The organism is Candidatus Manganitrophus morganii (assembly GCA_021651055.1).
GTDB classification, from domain to species: domain Bacteria; phylum Nitrospirota; class Nitrospiria; order SBBL01; family Manganitrophaceae; genus Manganitrophus; species Manganitrophus morganii.
Map to the genome: position 1 here is coordinate 4,130,962 of JAJHOH010000001.1, position 17,294 is coordinate 4,148,255.

The window sequence follows — 17,294 nt, forward strand, 5'->3', positions numbered from 1 at the left end:
TCGGTTATTCTAACCGCTTTACGTAAAGTTGGGAAACATTTGTATTATTCTGGCCGCATCCATTATTGACAAGGCAAGAGCCTTTTTCTATCCAGGCAACGTAGGGGGTTCCCCCAGAAAATCCAATCGCAGAGGTAATCGTCTGGAACCCTCCCCCACCGGTCATGTTTAACGCGCCACCCCCTTCTGTAACCCACTGTGTGCCGTCCCATTTTTTAACGAAGAGGTGCGGTCCCTGATTTGCCGTGGCATTGCTGTTATCGACGAGGGTGATGAAGGGAACCTGTGAACCGGTTGCAGCAGATCCAAATGCGGCGTTTGATGAAGTCGAAACGACGGTGGAAATGGTTCCGACCGAGACGAAGGTATTTCCCTGCTCTTTCCGAGCATAAACACTCGCATTCTCATGCCATACAACGTGCAGGACTTGGTTTATAAAGCCGAGCGAAACATCATTGGGGCGAGAAGGAAGACCGGGATCGCCCGCCTTTAAGGAGGTAGGGTTCGCGGGTGTCCACGTAGAACCGGTTGAATCCCAGGCTTTCACATAGAGCTGGCAGTCGTTTAAATTCGGGATGCATTCCGTCCAGGAAGCCTTAATCGCTGACCCGTTGATTGCGATTGCCGGATTAGATCCGTTTTTTGCTGCATCGACATTCAGGCTGCCCCCATCTTGGACCCAATTCGATCCATTGAAATGGCTGACATAAATCTGATTGATGCCCGATCCATCCGGCTCGACCCAAATAACGTAGGGCGTGCCGCTTCCATCAAATGCAATGGCGCTGTCGGCGGCGGATTTGGTTCCATCCACATTGATCTCCCCGCCAACGAGATCCCAGGTGTTGCCTCCCGCATTCCACTTTTTAACGTAAACTTTGCAATTCGCTCCTCCGCTGTCACACTCGGTATATGTAATGTAAGCAACGGGAGTGGCAGCGCCGTTAGAGGCGATCTTAGGTTGAAGGGCGTGATTTCCAACCGTATTGATTTTGGTTTCGGTGGACCATGTTTCGGAGATGGTATCAAACGTTTTAACGTAGACATCTGCCGGCGTATTTCCTTCCCACCAAGCTAAGTAAGGGGTACTTCCAACAATTGCAATAGACGGATCGCGCGCATCTTTACTTGAGTTTTTATTTAAGCTGGTTCCTAACGAAACAAAAACTCCGAATGTCGTTGCCGATTCCTGGACCGTGTTGCCGTCGAGCAGATTGACTTGGTCCTTCGCCCGGACGACGAAATAGTACTGGGTGTTGCTGTTTAATCCGGTGACTCCCAATGTGAGTCGGTCGTCCTCTGTTTGTGTGAGTTGCCCGGCCGCTATTTCACTGATGACCACATTTCCCCCTGTTGCCGGGAAGGGATCGACTGTGCAATCTGTTGAAACAGTCGACCGGCAAACGACGTACAGAAGCTGACTTGAAAGCGTGGTGTTGTCACTGGCCTTTACCCACTCGAGTGAAATTGAGTTTGAACTGGTGGCTTGAGCGATGAGTTGAGGATCATTTCCTGGAAAAGAAGGAGGGGAATTATCGATTGCGGCGCCGGTTGTGAATGACCAGGAAAAGGTTTCATCCATCGGGTTTCCGGCCTGGTCTGTCAGCGAAGTTGTAATATTCACTACGTAGGATGTATCGATTCCCATGAGGCCGGACGGTGTGAAGGAGGCCGTTTTCGTCTCATCGGTGTAGACGACTTCTCCCGAAACGGTTGCTCCGCTCGAGGCGTTTATTACGAAAAACGTATTCTTGGAAACGGTGTCCGGATCGAGTGATTCGCTGAAAGTGGCGCTGATGATGATATTCAGGGGGACCTGATTGGTTCCATTCGCCGGTGAGGTCGAAGAAACAATCGGCGGAGTGGTATCGTCGCTCGGCGCTTCACCCGTGTTTGACCGGCCGCCGTTGCTGCCTCCGCAACCGTTTAAAATGAAAGCCAAAGAAACAATGAGGGAGAAAATAACCAATAGCTGTCGATAATTAAACTTCCTCACGTCAACTCCGATCAGGGATAGCCTATAATTGTCTTTATAGGTTACCACGAGCGGGCGTATTGTCAATAAAGTCTATAGATTCTGTGTAAAAATTTAGAAAACGGAGAGGGACAAAAAATAGAACCATGTTATCTCTTGTAGTATCAAAGTCAAAAATAAAGGCAAAAAAAAGAGGAGAGGTCGTTTGACCTCTCCTCTTTGGCGAAGATGATTCTATATGTTGTTACGGAACGGCATCGAAGTCCATCGTTTCGCCCACGGGGGCGGCAACGCCGATGCTCCTTTCGGTTTGCGTCCTTCCGCTTGGATACTGAGCGGAAACCGCATCGGCGGTAGCGTGGTAGACGAAGCTTCCGGCAATGTTCTGCGTGAACGATCCGGCCCCCGTTCCGGACTGATCCGGATCGGAGATATTCTGCGTCCAGTTCACGGTTAGACTGGCGGGATTTGATGCCGGGTTATTCGAGGAAGGGTTTGCCGGTGTGGTCGCCCAGTCGGCGGTGATCTCGACAAGCTGGTCTCCGGTTCCGGGCGCCGCTTGGGTCCCGATATTGGCTGTTTTGACCGCAGTGACCTGCCGCATGCTCTGGGAGCCGGTTATTTCAGAAGTCGTTCCTCCCAGACGTTTGAAGTTGAAGTCGTTTGTGACATTGAACCCGGTATGGGCCGCGATGACTTGCGCTGGCGTTCCTCCCCCATCCGAACAATCGGTCGGCGCGCCGGCGGGCCCGGGGCAGAAATCGGCGACAAATTGGCTGTTCATGTCCAACCCTGCCACAGGCGTTACAAGGGTGTTTGCATCTGTGGTAAGTGTGGTTTGACCTTGCGTGCTTGGATTAAATCGAAGGTCGCCGCAGTTTAAGCCAGCCAATGAGGCATTGGTGATCACTCCGCAGGCAGTTACAGGAATTGGCGTTCCACTGGCATCTTGCCCGGAAATAATCCCGAACATGTTATCGGTTACCGCTCCCGGACCGAGGCTTGGGAAGACTGTCTGAAGGTTGTCCGGATCCAGCAAGGCAAGCGCACTTGAATCCACTACTAAGGCACCGCCGCAAACTCCGGCCGTGCGTGTTCCGCCCCTACAGGGGTTAAATCCCGGGTTGTTATTGGTCCCATCGGAACGAAGGTCGGTGAGTTGGGTATTTATATTGAAGTCAACTGCCTGAGCTTCTGTTCCGGCCACGGTCAGCATTCCCGCCAGCAGGAGGGGCAGCACCGCTGAAACCTTTTTAATGATAGTCATGTTCTTACCTCCTTATTTCTTAAATTATGGAATGGCTTCATCCGGTGATCCGCCGCCACCTGCACGGATCGTGAAGCTCTCCCCATTTGGATACGCCGTCGCAGTGAAGGAGCCTCCGTTGTATAAAAAGCTGCCCGAAAGTGTTTGATCGAAGGTGCCCCCTCCAATCATTTCGCTTTGGACGATTCTGCTTTCCCAGTTGACCGTCGGGGCGGTTCCCATCACACCTGCTGCAGAGTTGGTTGTCGCCCAATCGGTCGCCAGGCTGACGACCACCGTGGTGGTTGTGCCAAGCGCGGTCGTTTCGATCATGGAGGCTTGTCCGCAGACAGCGGGGTTCGCGGCGCTTCCCGCGGCGCAGGTTTTGGCTGCAGGCGCTGCAATGATTGTCGGCATGTTGGCGGTATTGACCGGAAGGTTCACCGTGGAGCCGGTTGGATTCCAAACAAAGGCGTCTTCTACCTGAGAGCGATGCAGCGAAGCATTGTTGGCGCAGGCGCCCATTGTCGATCCCGCCCCGCAAGAAGTCATGTCAATCGGGGTGTTGACGGCCATGGCGCCGGTAAGATTCGTCCCTGAGGTTGGGATCGTCTGATCCTGCGTTGAAGGATCAAATTTTCCATCGCCGCAGTTTAGCGATCCGACGCCGCCGGCAAGGACACCTGCCCCCTGGGCTCCGCAGGTAAGCGGACTTGCAGGGCGCTCAACAATTCCGAACATGTTGTCTGTAATGGCGCCGGGTCCGGTCTTTTCGAAGAGGCCGGCTGTGTTTGTTCCGCTATCCCCGAGGTTCAACGCATCCAATAAGGGTTCCGAACCGCCCGGAGCGCCGGAGCATTCTGTGGTTAGCTGAGTGGTCCCACCGGCGCAGGGATTGAAGCCGGGTGCGCCATCGCTTCCACTGGAGCGCAGGTCGAGCGATTGTGTGTTGCTGAAAAAGTCCAGCGCTTGGGCGTAAGCGCCCTGGACCGAAAATGCCAGGATGCCGATGCCCAGGAAAAACAGGGTAATCTTTTTTATAGAGCGGTTCATTGTTTCCTCCTGATTAAAAAATACCATTTAATCTGCCTCTAAGCTTAGCCGCTTTTTATATCCCTGTAAAGTATAAAAGTAAGAAATGACATAAAAAAGTTCAGTAAAAAATCAATTGGTAAATATTCTATTTCTGTATGCTCTATCACGGGCTTGTTGCTCCGTTGATGATGCCAAAAGATGCCTGTGGTCCGAGCGGATAGCTGGTCGGAGTGGTGCTGACGGCATCCCCATCACGGACGAAGTAACCTTCCGAAACGTCCAGGAATCCGTATCCGGAGGCCACCCCCCGGCAGCTGTTCGGACCGGCATTCGGATCATACGCGCCGATGATTTTACAGGGGGAGTCCTCGTAGCTCGAATACCAATGGACACAAATCTTCCCTCCTGTCGTTTGGGCGACACCATGGATCGGATTACCGCAAGTGGCTGCGCCCGAGGCCGCTCCGGCAGGATCAATATTTTTAGTAGACCAGACAAAGGCCCATTCGGCATGAGAGGTGCCGTTCTCTGTTTGGGTTTCCTGGATGAGACTCTGTTTCGCGCAGGTTGTGTCTCCCGTGTCGGAACGGCAAACAACTCCCCTGCTGAATGAGAACTCATTGTGTAGCCCATTCGGGATTCCTGTAAACGGGCCCGCTGTCCAGTCGCTTCCGGTCGGAAAGACATTTGAAGTAAATGCGTGGGGCGCTGCATTAAAGTCGACTAAATCGCATCCCTCCCCTGTATCGTTTGCGCGAGGAGGATCGGTTGCGAGGACACACGGGGTCCCCGAGCTCGATGTCAGCGTCATTGTTGTAAGGCTTGTCATCGTCTGACCTGTTGAAAGGGTGTTGTTCCCTGATGGGAGTGATAGTCCTTGAGTAGACGGGTTGTGCCGAAGATAGCCACAGTTTAGGCCTGAACGCACGCCGGGATCGATCGATGGGTCAAACGTTCCGTCCGCGGCGGTATTGCCGCATTTGGCAGGATCACGGCTTCCCATGCCGAAGGCAGGTGTCCCGGCCGTGACCTCCGCAGCGGTTCGGGTCGGGTCCGAAACCACATTGAACATATTGTCGGTGACGGCGCCGGGGCCGGTCATCGCGAAAAGCGGGCTTACCTTCACTTCCAGTTTCGAATCATTTGTCGGATTGCTTGGCGTCCCCACGCAGATCGATATGCAAACCTGGGGACCGACCAACCCAACTTGCGTCACGTTGAGAGCGCCATCGACGAGCGTCTGGCGAAGCAGTCCATTCCCATTGCAAGTCGTTCCACCGATCGTAGACCCGTTACACGGATTAAACCCGGGACAATTCGCACAATCATTTGCATCCCCCGAGCTTTTGAAACGGCTGTTGGCGGTTGACGTGGAGCTGAAGAAGTCATTCGATTGAGCATAGGAGATCTGTTCTGTCAGGAGGATTGTACAGAAAATACCGAGTATTAAATATAAGAGCTTCATCTGTTTTCCTAGTTCGGGTCGGTCCCGATTAAGAAGTCGGGATCTCCCCGCGTTTGGCTTTCCCCGGTCGGCGCATTGACCGCCGGGAAGGTTTGGTTGCAGGTGGTCCAAACGTCTCGGTTGCACATCTCAAAAGAGCCGGCCATTGTTGCGCTGAATGCCGCTGGCTGGTTAGGATCGATCGCTCCGGCCACATCCGGATCGGTGATATGCTGCGCCCAATTGACCGTGATCATCGGCGGGATAGGATCACCCCCGCCACGAAAGGCGGCAGGCGTGTGAGAGTTCGTGAGAGAAAGCGTGTTTCCGGTGGCGGGATTAATGTTCGAGGCATGGCAGTCATTGTTTCCCCCTACCCCGCTTGAGGAGCCGATACAATCCGCATTCGTAACGTGGAAATAGGCCCCTATCTCAGTATGTTGATCCGGAAAACCGGTTTCGAGCTGGGTTTCCATAATGATTCCCATGACGCTGCAGGTAAGATCTGTTGTCGTTTGCACCGTGGCCAACCGGGGATCTTTTCCGCAATTAAATGTTCCGGCAGAGGGTGCACGTCTGAAAGTAAAATCGCTTGAAAAGCCGGTCCCAATACCGGCAAAAAACAGCGGGCCCTGGCAGGGAGTCTTGAGATTGGGGTCATTCGGCACGGCTACGCCGGACTCCGAGACGGTGGGCGCCGTGTACCCGCAAAAACTGGTCCGATCGGGTGTTGCGATAATAGGCGATCCGGAAGGACTTCCGAATAGGTCGTAGTCCGCAACACCATCGGCATCTAGGTCCTTGTCTTCGGAAACGACCTCCAGTGAGAAGAATCGCCGCAAAGGAAAATTAACCGAGTGGAAATTATTCGAGCCGATGGGGATCTGCATCTCCTGTCGCACCGGGTTATAGCGGAGGTTCCCGCAATTTTGGCCTGTCACGACCCCGGTGTCGAACGCAGGATCTCCGCAAAGCGTCGGATCATCGTCTGCGTTATCACAAATGTTGTCTGGACCACAGGTTTTGGAGACCGCGCCGAACATATTATCGGTGACGGCTCCGTAACTGGTTGCATGGAAGAAGCCGCCTTGTCTGTTGTTATCATCGTTCGTGGCACCGCCGACGTTTCTGGCCGAGAGGAGTGGAATCGTGCCCGATGCGGGGTTTGTCTCTCCATCACATCTTGCACCGCTTTGAATGCCGGTCGGGCTTAAACAGGGATCAAAACCTGGATTGTTCCTGGCGAAATTAGTCGGACTGGATGCACTCCCGGCACGCCGCTGGGCTATGCTGCTTGAGTTAATATTAAAGTCAGTTGCACCTGACTGTTGTGCCCCAACCTCCCCTACGATCGAAAACAGGAGGAAGAGCGCCATTAAAGTGTTAAAGAGAAATTTATTCGTTTTAAGATAACTCATGGACAAGTGCCTTCTGTATTTCCAGTCGACGGATCATAAGACAAGCAGCTTTTGAAATCGCCGATCGTCTGGCTGGTTCCGGTCGGATAAATTGCATCGGGGAGGACGACAGAGAAACAGGGATCCCCCGAGTTGTTGTGGGCGCCATGGCAATAGGTGAATGCACCATTCATTTCATCATCATAACCGGAAAGACCGGAAAAGTTCGGGTCTTTGATCGTTTGTTGCCAGGCAATTCTCGGATTTATACCGGTCGCTTGCGTGGCAGCATTTCCAGGTGTGGTATAAGTGTCATCATTATTTTTAGCAGACCAGCCGAGGACATTAATGTGAACGACTTGATCACCCGGTCCGGGATTGGCCCGTGTTCCAATCCCGAGGTCGGAATCAAGCGCAGTGACCTGCTCAACGCTTTGGGCGGCGTGGGTACAGGGGGAAGTATGCTGAACCATCCCGGTTCGATTTTGATTACAGGTTGCTAGCGTATTTTGGTCCATCCACTTGAAACTGACATCGAATTTGAATCCAGCATGTTCGATAGCTCCTGGGAAGAAATCGTCATTTCTGGCAAATTGCTCGGAAAAGCCATGGAAGCCGTCGGCGGAAGTCATCCCGGCTGTATTGCTTCCATTTCCGGTGGGATTCGTGCAATCTTCGGCTGGATTAGGATCTCCGGTTCCTGTCGGAGAGGAGGCATTAAATATTCCGACACAAGGGGCGTTATCATCCTGACTTTTAGGATTGTATTTCTCAATACCCAAGTTAAGGTTCCCCACTCCCGCACAAAGTTCGCTGGAAGGGTCCGCTGAAGAGATCTCTTTGCAAATACTTCCATTCACCCCTTGTATACGACCATGCATATTGCCTGTGGCTTCCCCCGGTCCCAAGTGTATGAAGAGTTCGAGCGCGCCATCGGCGGGAGCAGGACAATTTGTTTGGAGGTCGGGACAGTTTATGGGTGTGTTCAAGCCGGAGCTGATGTTCCGTGTTGGGTCGTACCCACGACAACTAAAAATATTGATGGTACAAGCCGGCTGACTTGAGTTAAATCGTTCGCATTGAGCTTCAGAGGCGGAGCTACAAGCAGGGAACCGTTGGTCCTGGGTTTTAGTGAAGATGACGAATTCCTGCGCATTTGCAGATTGTTCAGAAGCTAAAAATACCAATAGTGTGAATCCGAGAAGGATAAGGGCCCCCAAAAGAGCATCGGCACAGGAGGAGTATCCACTCTTTTTTCGTTTTGAGGAGTGAAATAGAGAAGATGTGAGTTTATCAACGGCGCTCATTCAATCTCCTCCCAGGGTACTAAAGGTTCCGTTTCGTTGACTGTCACCGGAAGTATAAGATGTCTCGGGTACATTGCTTGCCTCACAGGGCCCTCCAGGGGCATGCGATCCTTGACAGTATGTAAATGATCCAGATGTCAGTTCATCGAACCCTTCCAGAGCAACGCCTGAGAAATCAGGATCGGTGATTTGCTGTGTCCATGCAATTGTTGGAGAGGTAAATTTTAAATCACCCTTGGCTTGTACGGACCATGCGGCCACATTATTGACAACAACTTGGTCCCCTGCGCCAGGCGCGCTGAAAGATCCTGTGCCAAGATCGTTAAACACACCGGTTACTTGTTCCACCGTCTGGCTGCTGTTAACGCAAGTCCACCCGGCAGGAGCCGTGCACGGGACGAGTGTTTTCGGGGAAGTGGTCCCGCCAGGAACCGCTTCAAAACTAATAATACTATCGAAGCCAACATGGATTAATTGGAAAGGAAAGAAGTCTCCCTGCGTGACAAAATTGTTGTGCAGGTAACCGGCTGTGTCGTTTGCGGGGCAGTCGATCTGGGCAAATGGCGGAGGATTGCTAAAACTACTCGGGCTGCTTGATTCCGTGATTTCCACGTCTGGATTGGGACCTGTATCGAAACAGGGTCCCGTGCTTGGCGGGATATCTCTTTGTGTTGCCGTGTTAAATTTTGCACGGCCCAGGCTGATATTATTTAGACCCTGGCATTCATGTCCTATCGGACCACCCATCTCGCTACAGATGGTGCTGGTCTTATCGAGCAATTGGCCGAATGGATTTCCTGTGATCTCTCCAGGACCGAGAACAACGAAAAGCTCGAGGGCGCTATCGATTGCAGCGGTCCCCCCTATCTCTCCTGGGAAGCTGTGGGTCAGGAGTTTCGAGGGATCAAAACCAGGTGCGAGGCGATCAGTGGGAGTGGTCCGCGACTGGGTGCAGCGGGTCTGGGTCACACTATCGGGTTTTGTGAGGGAGCCGATCAGATTACAGACGCCCTCTGCCTTTTCAGGTAAAAGTAGGAAAACCCCAAGTAACGCTAGAAGGAGGTTCCCAACATAAAAATAATGACCCTTGATTGCAGACGTTTTTGTTAGATCATCTCGCACGCTTTCTCCTAAATTGCAGGAGAATGCTTCCGAAAATTAACTAACGAAGCAACTGGGACGGAATCAGCCGCCTAAGTTGACCATCGTGGTCAGTTTTTTCTCTTCCGGAAGCATGTCCAGCTCGTGGTACTCTGGCTTTACATAGAGGACCTGGTCGAGGAGTCCTTCTATTTCTTCATCGCTGCAACCGTTTCGAAGAGCATCACGAAAATCGACGGCAATTTCAGAAAAGAGACAGGGCCGAATTTTCCCATCTGCCGTCAATCGAACGCGATTGCAGGTATCGCAGAAGTCATGGCTCACGGCATGGATAAAGCCGACCACGCCCGGAGCGCCGGGAATCCTAAAATTCTCAGCTGGCCCATTGTCATTTTCATTGGAACCGCCAACAGGAACCAATTTTCCGAATTGTGTTTCCACTTCATCAACCACTGCAGAAAACGGCTTGTACGTTTTTACCCAAGTGTCCCAATTTGCGCAAGGCATGTATTCGATGAAACGAATATGGTAGGGTTTTCGCAACGTGAGTCGAACAAAATCCATGACTTCGTGGTCATTCACCCCCTGCTGAAGAACGCAGTTGATTTTAATCGGTTCGAATCCGACGCGCTCCGCCTCTTCGATCCCTTCCCAGACTTTCGGGAAGATGTCTCTGCGAACGACTTGAGCAAAGGTTTTTGGGTTAAGCGAATCAAGGCTGATGTTAATTCTTCTTAATCCCGCTTTATATAAGTCGGCTGAAAGTTCCTTAAGGAAGACTCCATTCGTGGTTAACGCCAATTCTTTTAACCCCGGAACACGACTTAATTGTTCTACAAACCCAACGACGCCCTTTCTCACAAGCGGCTCACCTCCTGTGATACGCACCTTCCGAAGTCCCCTTTTTGCAGCGACGGTGATAATTCGTGTGAGTTCATCATAAGTCAGTATTTCGTCTGTCGGAGTCCATTCCAGCCCTTCCTCCGGCATACAGTAGACACACCTAAGGTTGCAGCGATCGGTGATGGAAACTCGCATGTAAGAAACCGTCCTCTTATAGCTGTCAACAAGGGGATTCATCAGACCTCCTTAAATATATAAAGTTATGGTGGGAATTATGTACACGCAACTCGGGTTAAGTTTATAGAGAATGGGGATCACGTGTCAACAGAAAAAGTACAACACTTTTGTCTGAAGAAGGCATTTCCCACCATAACATATTCACTGTTCACCTATAACAAGGACGAGTTTGTTGACTATTATTTTGCTCTCTGCACTTTGAATATCCGTAACCATTCATAGGCTAACTTTATCATTAGCGATCAATAAAAACCGGGTTTGGAGATCGATCTTGATTTATTTCCCGATTTCTTACCCTCAACCTGAACTTAATATACCATAGAAGTGTAGTATGTCAATGTTTCCGACTAAGAATTTTAGGCCATATTACAATGATGTCGGAAAGGTTTAGAAGTAAAATCGAAGCATGCCGGTAACTTGAAAACCGTTTAGCTCTAATTCGAGAGGTCGACCCGCTGGATTCCCTCTACCATGCTGAGAACAGGTATCTGGATCGATGTTTCCATCTTCAGTCGTTGCGGGGGGGTCACAAAAATCGCTGATGTTTTGAGTTTCAATGCGAGCCCAGCGTAATGTTTCTCCGTTTTCGGGGACAGGTGGAACATTCTGCAGGTTGGTTGTTTCGGGTGGCGGGGGAGGAATGTCGAAGAAACTTGAACGGAAATGCTTCTCTACTTTAAGTTTTGCGCTGCTTCCAATGACATAATTCGCGTTCAAGCCAAAAGAAAGCCAGGGAGTAATAAAGTACTCTCCTCCGATGCCGATTCTTGAAGTAAATGCAATTCCCTCTGCCTCGGTGGAACTGACCGATGCGAAATTAAGGTCGGGGCTATTCACCCGTACGACCGAATCGATCATCAAATTGGTAATCGAGATTCCGATCAATCCGACATTGATGAAAAAGCGTCCATGATCGGGGTCTTGATAGAGGTTATATTTCCAACCAAGCCAGATCTGAGTTACGGATAGGTTATAGGAGGCTGTTCTGGGTGCCGAAACAGGAGGAAGATCCTGCCGGAGGAAAGTAGTGATGACATCTTCCGCCGTCGATTCACCCTGCCAGAGCGAGAGGGTTGCGACCAATGAAAACTTATCGGTTGCTTCCCACTGGACCTCCGCGCCATAGTTGGTTTTTCCTTTTATTTCAGGAGCGACGATGTTTCTGACTTCGGCCGGGAGAAGTCGGTTGCGTGGAAGGAGGTAATTAGGATCTTGAAGGATCGCAAGGTGAGGATCCCCGAGGATCTTATTTAACGATTTAAGAGAAGGCTGATAAACACCGGTTGTATAGGCGATGCTTAAACGGGACTCTTGCCCGAAGCTGAGATGTGGAAGAAGAGTGAAACTTGCTGCGATGATAAGAATCCAAAACCATCTGCCTTTCACTCTACACGTCTCCCAAAGTCAAGGAGCCGAATCGTTTTACTTGACGGTCGGTTTTAGCGCAAGCGGCACCTCCTGACCGTCGAAAACAAATTTCGGCTTGAAAATGATGACCAAAGCAGGAAGGATGGTCAGTGCGCCAAGGCTGCTGGTCAACATTGCCAGAGGCACCAAAATTCCTTCCATATGAAGATAAAACCCGGTAAAAGCAAGAAGCCCATATCCGGCTGATACCGCAATGGCAACAAAAATAATCGCCTTTCCGGATGTTTGCAAAGTGGTCCGGATCGCCTCTTCGATGTTTTTGCTTTTCTTAAACTCCTCCCTGAGGCGAAAAATGAGATAAATTTCATAATCCGCGCCGATACCGACCGCCATGGCGGTAATCGCCGCGGTCCCAATCCCGAGTGTGATCCCACTGAGTCCCATTATACCAAAATTAATTAATACCGAGAGGGCGAGCGGAATAATAACAAAGAAGCCGCCTAAGAGCGATCGTCGTACTAATGCGGTCATTAAGAAGGTAATCGCGGCGATTTGAATGATGTTCAGCGCCTTTCCTCTGATCATCTCTTCGTTGAGGGCGACCACAACGGGGGAGCTTCCTGCCACACCTAAAGAGACTTGATGAGGGGTAAAGTCAGCGTCACGCGCCTGTTCGACGATCTGAATCAACTCTTCCGCCAAACGGGTATCGTCGCTTTTTAGAAAAACCCAGATCACCGCCTCTTCCTGTTGCGGGCGCATTAATCGGGCGAAATCGGCCGGATTCCCCGAGACCGAATAAAGGAAAAGAAACTGCGCGATCTGATCCTGTGCATTCGGGACCTTATTAAAGGCCGGATCGCCGCCGTTTAATGTTTGATTCATCTGTTTCACATAGTCGACGTACGATTCCGTTTTCCCAACCTCCGGCACACTCTCCAGGCGGCGCTGGAGTCGGTCCACCGCCCCGGCCACGATAGGGTTTTTAAGGGCAGATTCTTTTTTTGCTTCCAGAAGAATATAAAAGGTAGAGGTGCCGGCGAACTTTTCGTTAAGGGCCCGCTCATCTTGCCGAAGGAGGGTCGATTCAAAAAATTGGGAGCGGTTGCTGTTGCTGACTTGGACCCGAAGCGTTCCGATGACCGAAATGACAAAAAAGAGGGCGGCGCCGGTCAGAATAATCGTCCGCCCGCTTCCGGTCACTTGCGAAGCAAGACTGCTCAAAAACCGGTCGAGTAGATCGGGTCCCCTAACGACTCGCTTTTTACGGGAGGGACGGAGCACGGAACGGATAGCCGGGATAAAGGTCAATTCCAAAACAAGGGCGCTCAAGATGCCGAAGGCAGTGAACAACCCAAACGACTGGAACGTTTTTAGCTTGAACGTAATCAACGATGCAAAGCTGGCTGAGGCGATCACGCCGGCGGTCACCATCGCCAATCCAACCTGCGTCGTCGATTCGATCACCGCCTGTTTCGAATCGCCGAGCCGTTCATATTCCTCATAGTAACGCTTTAAGATTTGGACCGAATGGCCCGCTGCAATCGCTAAAATAAGGATCGGGGTCATCGCATTCCACGGATCAAGCGGGGTACGGGTCAGGCCCATCATCCCCATCGCCCAGGCAACCGCCAGCAAAGAAGTGACGAGTGGAATAAACAAACCCTGCCAGGTTCGAAAGGCAATATAGTGAAGAATGCCGATGATCAAAATGGCGATCGGAAAGAGAACCGCGAGCATCCTGAAAGAATCGGCCTCGAAATAGGAGAGAACAATCGGCATCCCGCCGAGATAGATCTGGTGGTCGGCATCGCTGTATTTTGCGGTGATGTCCTGAAGTTGGCAATGGATTAATGAATCGGCCAGCCACTTTCCCGGCTCACTCTTCTGCCATGCGCCGCAGGCTGAATTTGATTCACTCCCCTGCCACTTCTTCCATCCTTCTTCTTTCTCTACTGTTTGCTGGGGAGCAGCTTGCGATTGCTTTGGCTCTCCTGTCGAGACGCTCCCTTCCCCTTTTTGCCATTGCTGCCAGTTTTCTCCTCCGGACGCTGCGCCTGCGGCGCCCCCCTCCCCTTCCCACTCTCCAGGGACGATGGGGCCAAAGTCGACGATCACGGCAGCGGCCGTCCCATCTTTCGAGACCAGGCTGTTGAGGAAAAGATCGTTTGAGTAAACCCTTTTCTTTAGCTCGGAAAGCCCTTCCGGTGTCGTCGGGACCTCTCCATTCATGAGTTGAGTTATCTCGATCTGATCTTCGGTTCCGACCACATATTTGATTTTTCGATCTGCGATGCTGACGACATTCTCTTCCTTAATCCCGGCGATCTTCTTCACATCGTCCGTGATTCCCTTCACCTTCGAGAGGGTCGCCGGATTAAAGATATCCCCCTTCTTGTTATGGATACCGATCACCACCACGCGGCTGCCGCCGAATGCCTCTTCGATTTTGTTGTTTAGCTGAACGTAAGGGTGATTCTGAGGAAGGATCGATTTTGGATCGAACATCATCTGGAGGTTTCGAAATTGAGTGAAGAAGAAAAGAGTAATGAGAAGAACGGAGAAAATGACCAGGTAAGGATGGCCGACGATTTTCTCTACATAGCGTTTCATCATTTTCGTTCCTTTGGTTTGATGATGTCAGTCTACCCAAATTACCTAAAATACAATCAAGGTAGAGGATATCGGCGTAGAAGATCACATCTTGGTGGATAACAGTCTGGAGAGTAAGCCTCCCGGCGCGCGGTGATTATCGAACTGGTGCCGGGAGGCTCTTCAAATGACGGACAGAATGGACCCTATTTCCGTATGCCGGTTTTTAGCGAGCGTTCTGTAAAATCTTCATCCTCAAGTCCTCCGTTGACCTGGAGATCACTGACCTCAAAGATGGTTCGATGTCCGTTCTGAACGTTGGTCACCTCCGTTTTTTTCCAGACACTGAAATTATCGAGCGACTGCCATTCGATCGTTTGTCTTTTAAGAAGCTTTGAATTGCGATCATAGTAGTCTATTTTCAAGACCGTCCAGCTGTCCTTCGAGATCCAGGAGACCTTTTTACTGTAAATACTCGTTTTCTCCTTCGGAACGCTCTCGACGACATAGGTCTGGGTGCCGAGATAACCTTCTTCCCGCAATAGCTTATGTTCATCTTCGTCGAGCCGGCGCTGTCCCATGTCCCCGAAGGTCAGATCCGACCCGAGGAAAGCGTCATTTTGATCTTGCGCGGAGATCCGCCGGACCATCCTAAGCGCTGGCAGATAAAGCCAGAGATCGTCGGTCTTGTTCTCCTGGGAGTAATCCCAGATGAGGAAAGAGATTCCGCGCGAGTCGGGAGGAAAATCGGTCACCAGGAGCATCTTGCTGTCCAAACCTTCCTTCGCCCGATAGTTCTTCCAATAGCGGCTGGCCTCGATCTTTTTCTTGGTTCCGTCTTTCTCGATCAGATGAAGGATCACCTTGTTCTTTTGGTCTCCGATTTGGTAAATCAATTCTCTCGATTTTTTGATGATCTCGGTTCCATCCAAAGGATTGGAAGAAGCGGGCGCCTCTTCCGCAGAGACGACGCGAAGGCCTCCCAGGATGATGTAAAGGGACAATACGATATAGATTGTTTTTCGAATCATAACCGTTACTCCTGACGTTATGGTTTCTCTCCGACTAAAACGGTGAAGGGACTCGGGGAAGGGAGGGGAACCGGTTTGATCTTCCTGAATCCGACCCCCTTCATCCAATCGGCGAGCTCTTTCTCCGAGTAGGCCGCGCCTCCCGGCGTATGGACCAGCTGGTTGACCCCGATCAGCGCCGACAGCATCGGGCCGGTCTTATCCCGATTAAGCATCTGATCTTGGATGAGGATCATCCCCTTTTGATCGAGCGCTTCATAGGCTTTTCGGAAGATCTCTTTGATCACTTGAGGGGACTCCTGATTGAACATCGAGGAGAGGAGCAGAGCGTCGTATCCTTTTCCAAAAGAATCCTCAAGGTAGTTGCCCGGTTTGAGGGTAACCCGGTCGAGCATCCCGAACGAGCCGACGATTTCGCGCGTGACTTCCAACGTCTGCGGAAGATCGAAGACCGTCGCGGAAAGTTTCGGATTTCGCTCGCAGAACTTCATGCAGAAGGTGCCGGGCCCCCCGGCGATGTCGATCAACTGGCGTCTTCCCGAAAAATCGATCTTGCGCGCCAGCAGATCCCCTTGGGCGATGGCGCGGTAGTGCATTCCATAGATATAGCTCCGGAGCGCTTCCGGGCCCTGGTCGTGCGGTTTGTCGACCACCGGCTTGCCGGTCAGGACGGCCTGATCAAGATCGCCCCAGGCGCCGTACCAGCTGTCGAACATCGAAACGATTCCCCCCTGGTATCGGGGGCTTCCGCTGACCAGGAAGGTTTTCGCGAAAGGGGTGTTTCGGTACTTCTCCTTTTTCCGGTCGAGCAGGCCCATCGACGTCGCCGCGATGAGGAGGATGTCCAATCCGCGCGGATCGGCCGGTATCTCGGCCGCCAATTCCGTCGCCGTCGCCGACCGATCCTTCAGCCGGGTGAAGATGTTCAATCGTTGGGCGGTGTGGAGGATCTTCGACTGCCAGTAGGCCGAGCTGATGCTCATCACCTTCATCGGGTCGAAGGTTTCTTTACTCTTTTTGCGGGAAGGCGTTGCCTTACTCTTCTCCGTTTTTTTTCGGGTTGTTTTTTTCTTCACGGTTCTCCTCATCGAGTCACTCCGGTCGGAGCGAAAAAAAGACCAAGTTGGGCCAACTGGCCGTATAATCAATCTGTGTTAACGAGCAGGAACCGACCACGAGCCGTTTTTGATTTTCAAGCGCCATCCCGAGCGCCGCGGCGACGATCATCCGAATCGGTCCGACGTGCGTCACCAGGAGGACCGTCTGGCCCGCATGGCGCGCTAATAGGGTCTGAATCGTCTCATCGACCCGCTTGGCAAAACCGACAAGCGACTCCCCTCCCGCCGTTGTGAAATGGAGCGGGTCTTTCTTCCAGGCTGACCACTCCTCCGGGAAGCGTTGTTGAATGACCTCGTTCGTCAGCCCGTCCCACGATCCGAAGGTCCGCTCTCGGAGTCCTTCAGTAGTTTCAATCTTCAATCCGAGCCGATCGGCGGTCGGCCGGGCCGTCTCTTGTGTCCTGCGCGAGGGGCTGACATAAAGCGCGGCAATCGATTTTCCTTGAAGCCGATCGGGCCAGCCGGCGGCCTGTTTCAGGCCGACCGGATTGAGCGCCGGATCTTCCACCGAATCACAATAATATCGATTCTCCGGAAAATCGGTGGCTCCATGGCGGAGGAATAAAAACGATGTCGCTTGTTCTTTTGTCCTCATTAAAA

The 17,294-nt window shown here is 51.7% G+C and carries 14 protein-coding genes; 1 reads left to right on the forward strand and 13 read right to left on the reverse strand.

The window, feature by feature from the left end; genetic code table 11:
• Positions 1 to 4: 4 nt before the first annotated feature.
• The 4 genes from MCM46_18985 to MCM46_19000 form a co-directional block, all read right to left on the reverse strand.
• On the reverse strand, positions 5 to 1,996 hold the full coding sequence (locus MCM46_18985; GenBank protein ID MCG3113894.1) for an Ig-like domain-containing protein: 1,992 nt from the start codon (positions 1,994 to 1,996) through the stop codon (positions 5 to 7).
• Positions 1,997 to 2,219: 223 nt separating this feature from the next.
• A complete protein-coding gene (locus MCM46_18990) occupies positions 2,220 to 3,242 on the reverse strand; it encodes a hypothetical protein (GenBank protein MCG3113895.1) in 1,023 nt (340 codons plus the stop codon).
• A 24-nt stretch (positions 3,243 to 3,266) separates the two neighbouring features.
• The gene (locus MCM46_18995) at positions 3,267 to 4,301 is read right to left on the reverse strand and encodes a hypothetical protein (GenBank protein MCG3113896.1); all 1,035 of its coding nucleotides are present in this window, start codon (positions 4,299 to 4,301) and stop codon (positions 3,267 to 3,269) included.
• Positions 4,302 to 4,419: 118 nt separating this feature from the next.
• Entirely contained in the window at positions 4,420 to 5,085 is a 666-nt protein-coding gene (locus tag MCM46_19000) for a hypothetical protein (GenBank protein ID MCG3113897.1), read from the reverse strand.
• Positions 5,086 to 5,257: 172 nt separating this feature from the next.
• Between MCM46_19000 and MCM46_19005 the strand changes: the two genes are divergently transcribed.
• The gene (locus MCM46_19005) at positions 5,258 to 5,653 is read left to right on the forward strand and encodes a hypothetical protein (GenBank protein MCG3113898.1); all 396 of its coding nucleotides are present in this window, start codon (positions 5,258 to 5,260) and stop codon (positions 5,651 to 5,653) included.
• A 76-nt stretch (positions 5,654 to 5,729) separates the two neighbouring features.
• Here MCM46_19005 and MCM46_19010 read toward each other — a convergent pair whose 3' ends face one another.
• The 9 genes from MCM46_19010 to MCM46_19050 all read right to left on the reverse strand — a co-directional run bounded on the left by MCM46_19010 (position 5,730) and on the right by MCM46_19050 (position 17,289).
• Positions 5,730 to 7,118 carry a hypothetical protein gene (locus MCM46_19010; GenBank protein ID MCG3113899.1) on the reverse strand — a complete coding sequence of 463 codons (1,389 nt, stop codon included), beginning with the start codon at positions 7,116 to 7,118 and terminating at the stop codon, positions 5,730 to 5,732.
• On the reverse strand, positions 7,115 to 8,404 hold the full coding sequence (locus MCM46_19015) for a hypothetical protein (protein MCG3113900.1): 1,290 nt from the start codon (positions 8,402 to 8,404) through the stop codon (positions 7,115 to 7,117). Before MCM46_19015 ends, MCM46_19010 begins: the two co-directional genes overlap by 4 nt.
• Positions 8,405 to 9,526: a hypothetical protein gene (locus MCM46_19020; GenBank protein MCG3113901.1), complete on the reverse strand. Its 1,122-nt coding sequence runs from the start codon at positions 9,524 to 9,526 to the stop codon at positions 8,405 to 8,407.
• A 63-nt stretch (positions 9,527 to 9,589) separates the two neighbouring features.
• The gene (gene moaA, locus MCM46_19025) at positions 9,590 to 10,585 is read right to left on the reverse strand and encodes a GTP 3',8-cyclase MoaA (protein MCG3113902.1); all 996 of its coding nucleotides are present in this window, start codon (positions 10,583 to 10,585) and stop codon (positions 9,590 to 9,592) included.
• Between the two features lie 387 nt (positions 10,586 to 10,972).
• Entirely contained in the window at positions 10,973 to 11,971 is a 999-nt protein-coding gene (locus tag MCM46_19030; GenBank protein MCG3113903.1) for a hypothetical protein, read from the reverse strand.
• Between the two features lie 36 nt (positions 11,972 to 12,007).
• Positions 12,008 to 14,569, reverse strand: a complete 2,562-nt coding sequence (locus MCM46_19035) for an MMPL family transporter (GenBank protein MCG3113904.1) — start codon at positions 14,567 to 14,569, stop codon at positions 12,008 to 12,010.
• 182 nt (positions 14,570 to 14,751) lie between these two features.
• A complete protein-coding gene (locus tag MCM46_19040) occupies positions 14,752 to 15,576 on the reverse strand; it encodes an outer membrane lipoprotein-sorting protein (GenBank protein MCG3113905.1) in 825 nt (274 codons plus the stop codon).
• Positions 15,577 to 15,593: 17 nt separating this feature from the next.
• Positions 15,594 to 16,652, reverse strand: a complete 1,059-nt coding sequence (locus MCM46_19045; GenBank protein ID MCG3113906.1) for a methyltransferase — start codon at positions 16,650 to 16,652, stop codon at positions 15,594 to 15,596.
• 16 nt (positions 16,653 to 16,668) lie between these two features.
• Positions 16,669 to 17,289 carry a histidine phosphatase family protein gene (locus tag MCM46_19050; protein MCG3113907.1) on the reverse strand — a complete coding sequence of 207 codons (621 nt, stop codon included), beginning with the start codon at positions 17,287 to 17,289 and terminating at the stop codon, positions 16,669 to 16,671.
• Between the last annotated feature and the right edge of the window lie 5 nt (positions 17,290 to 17,294).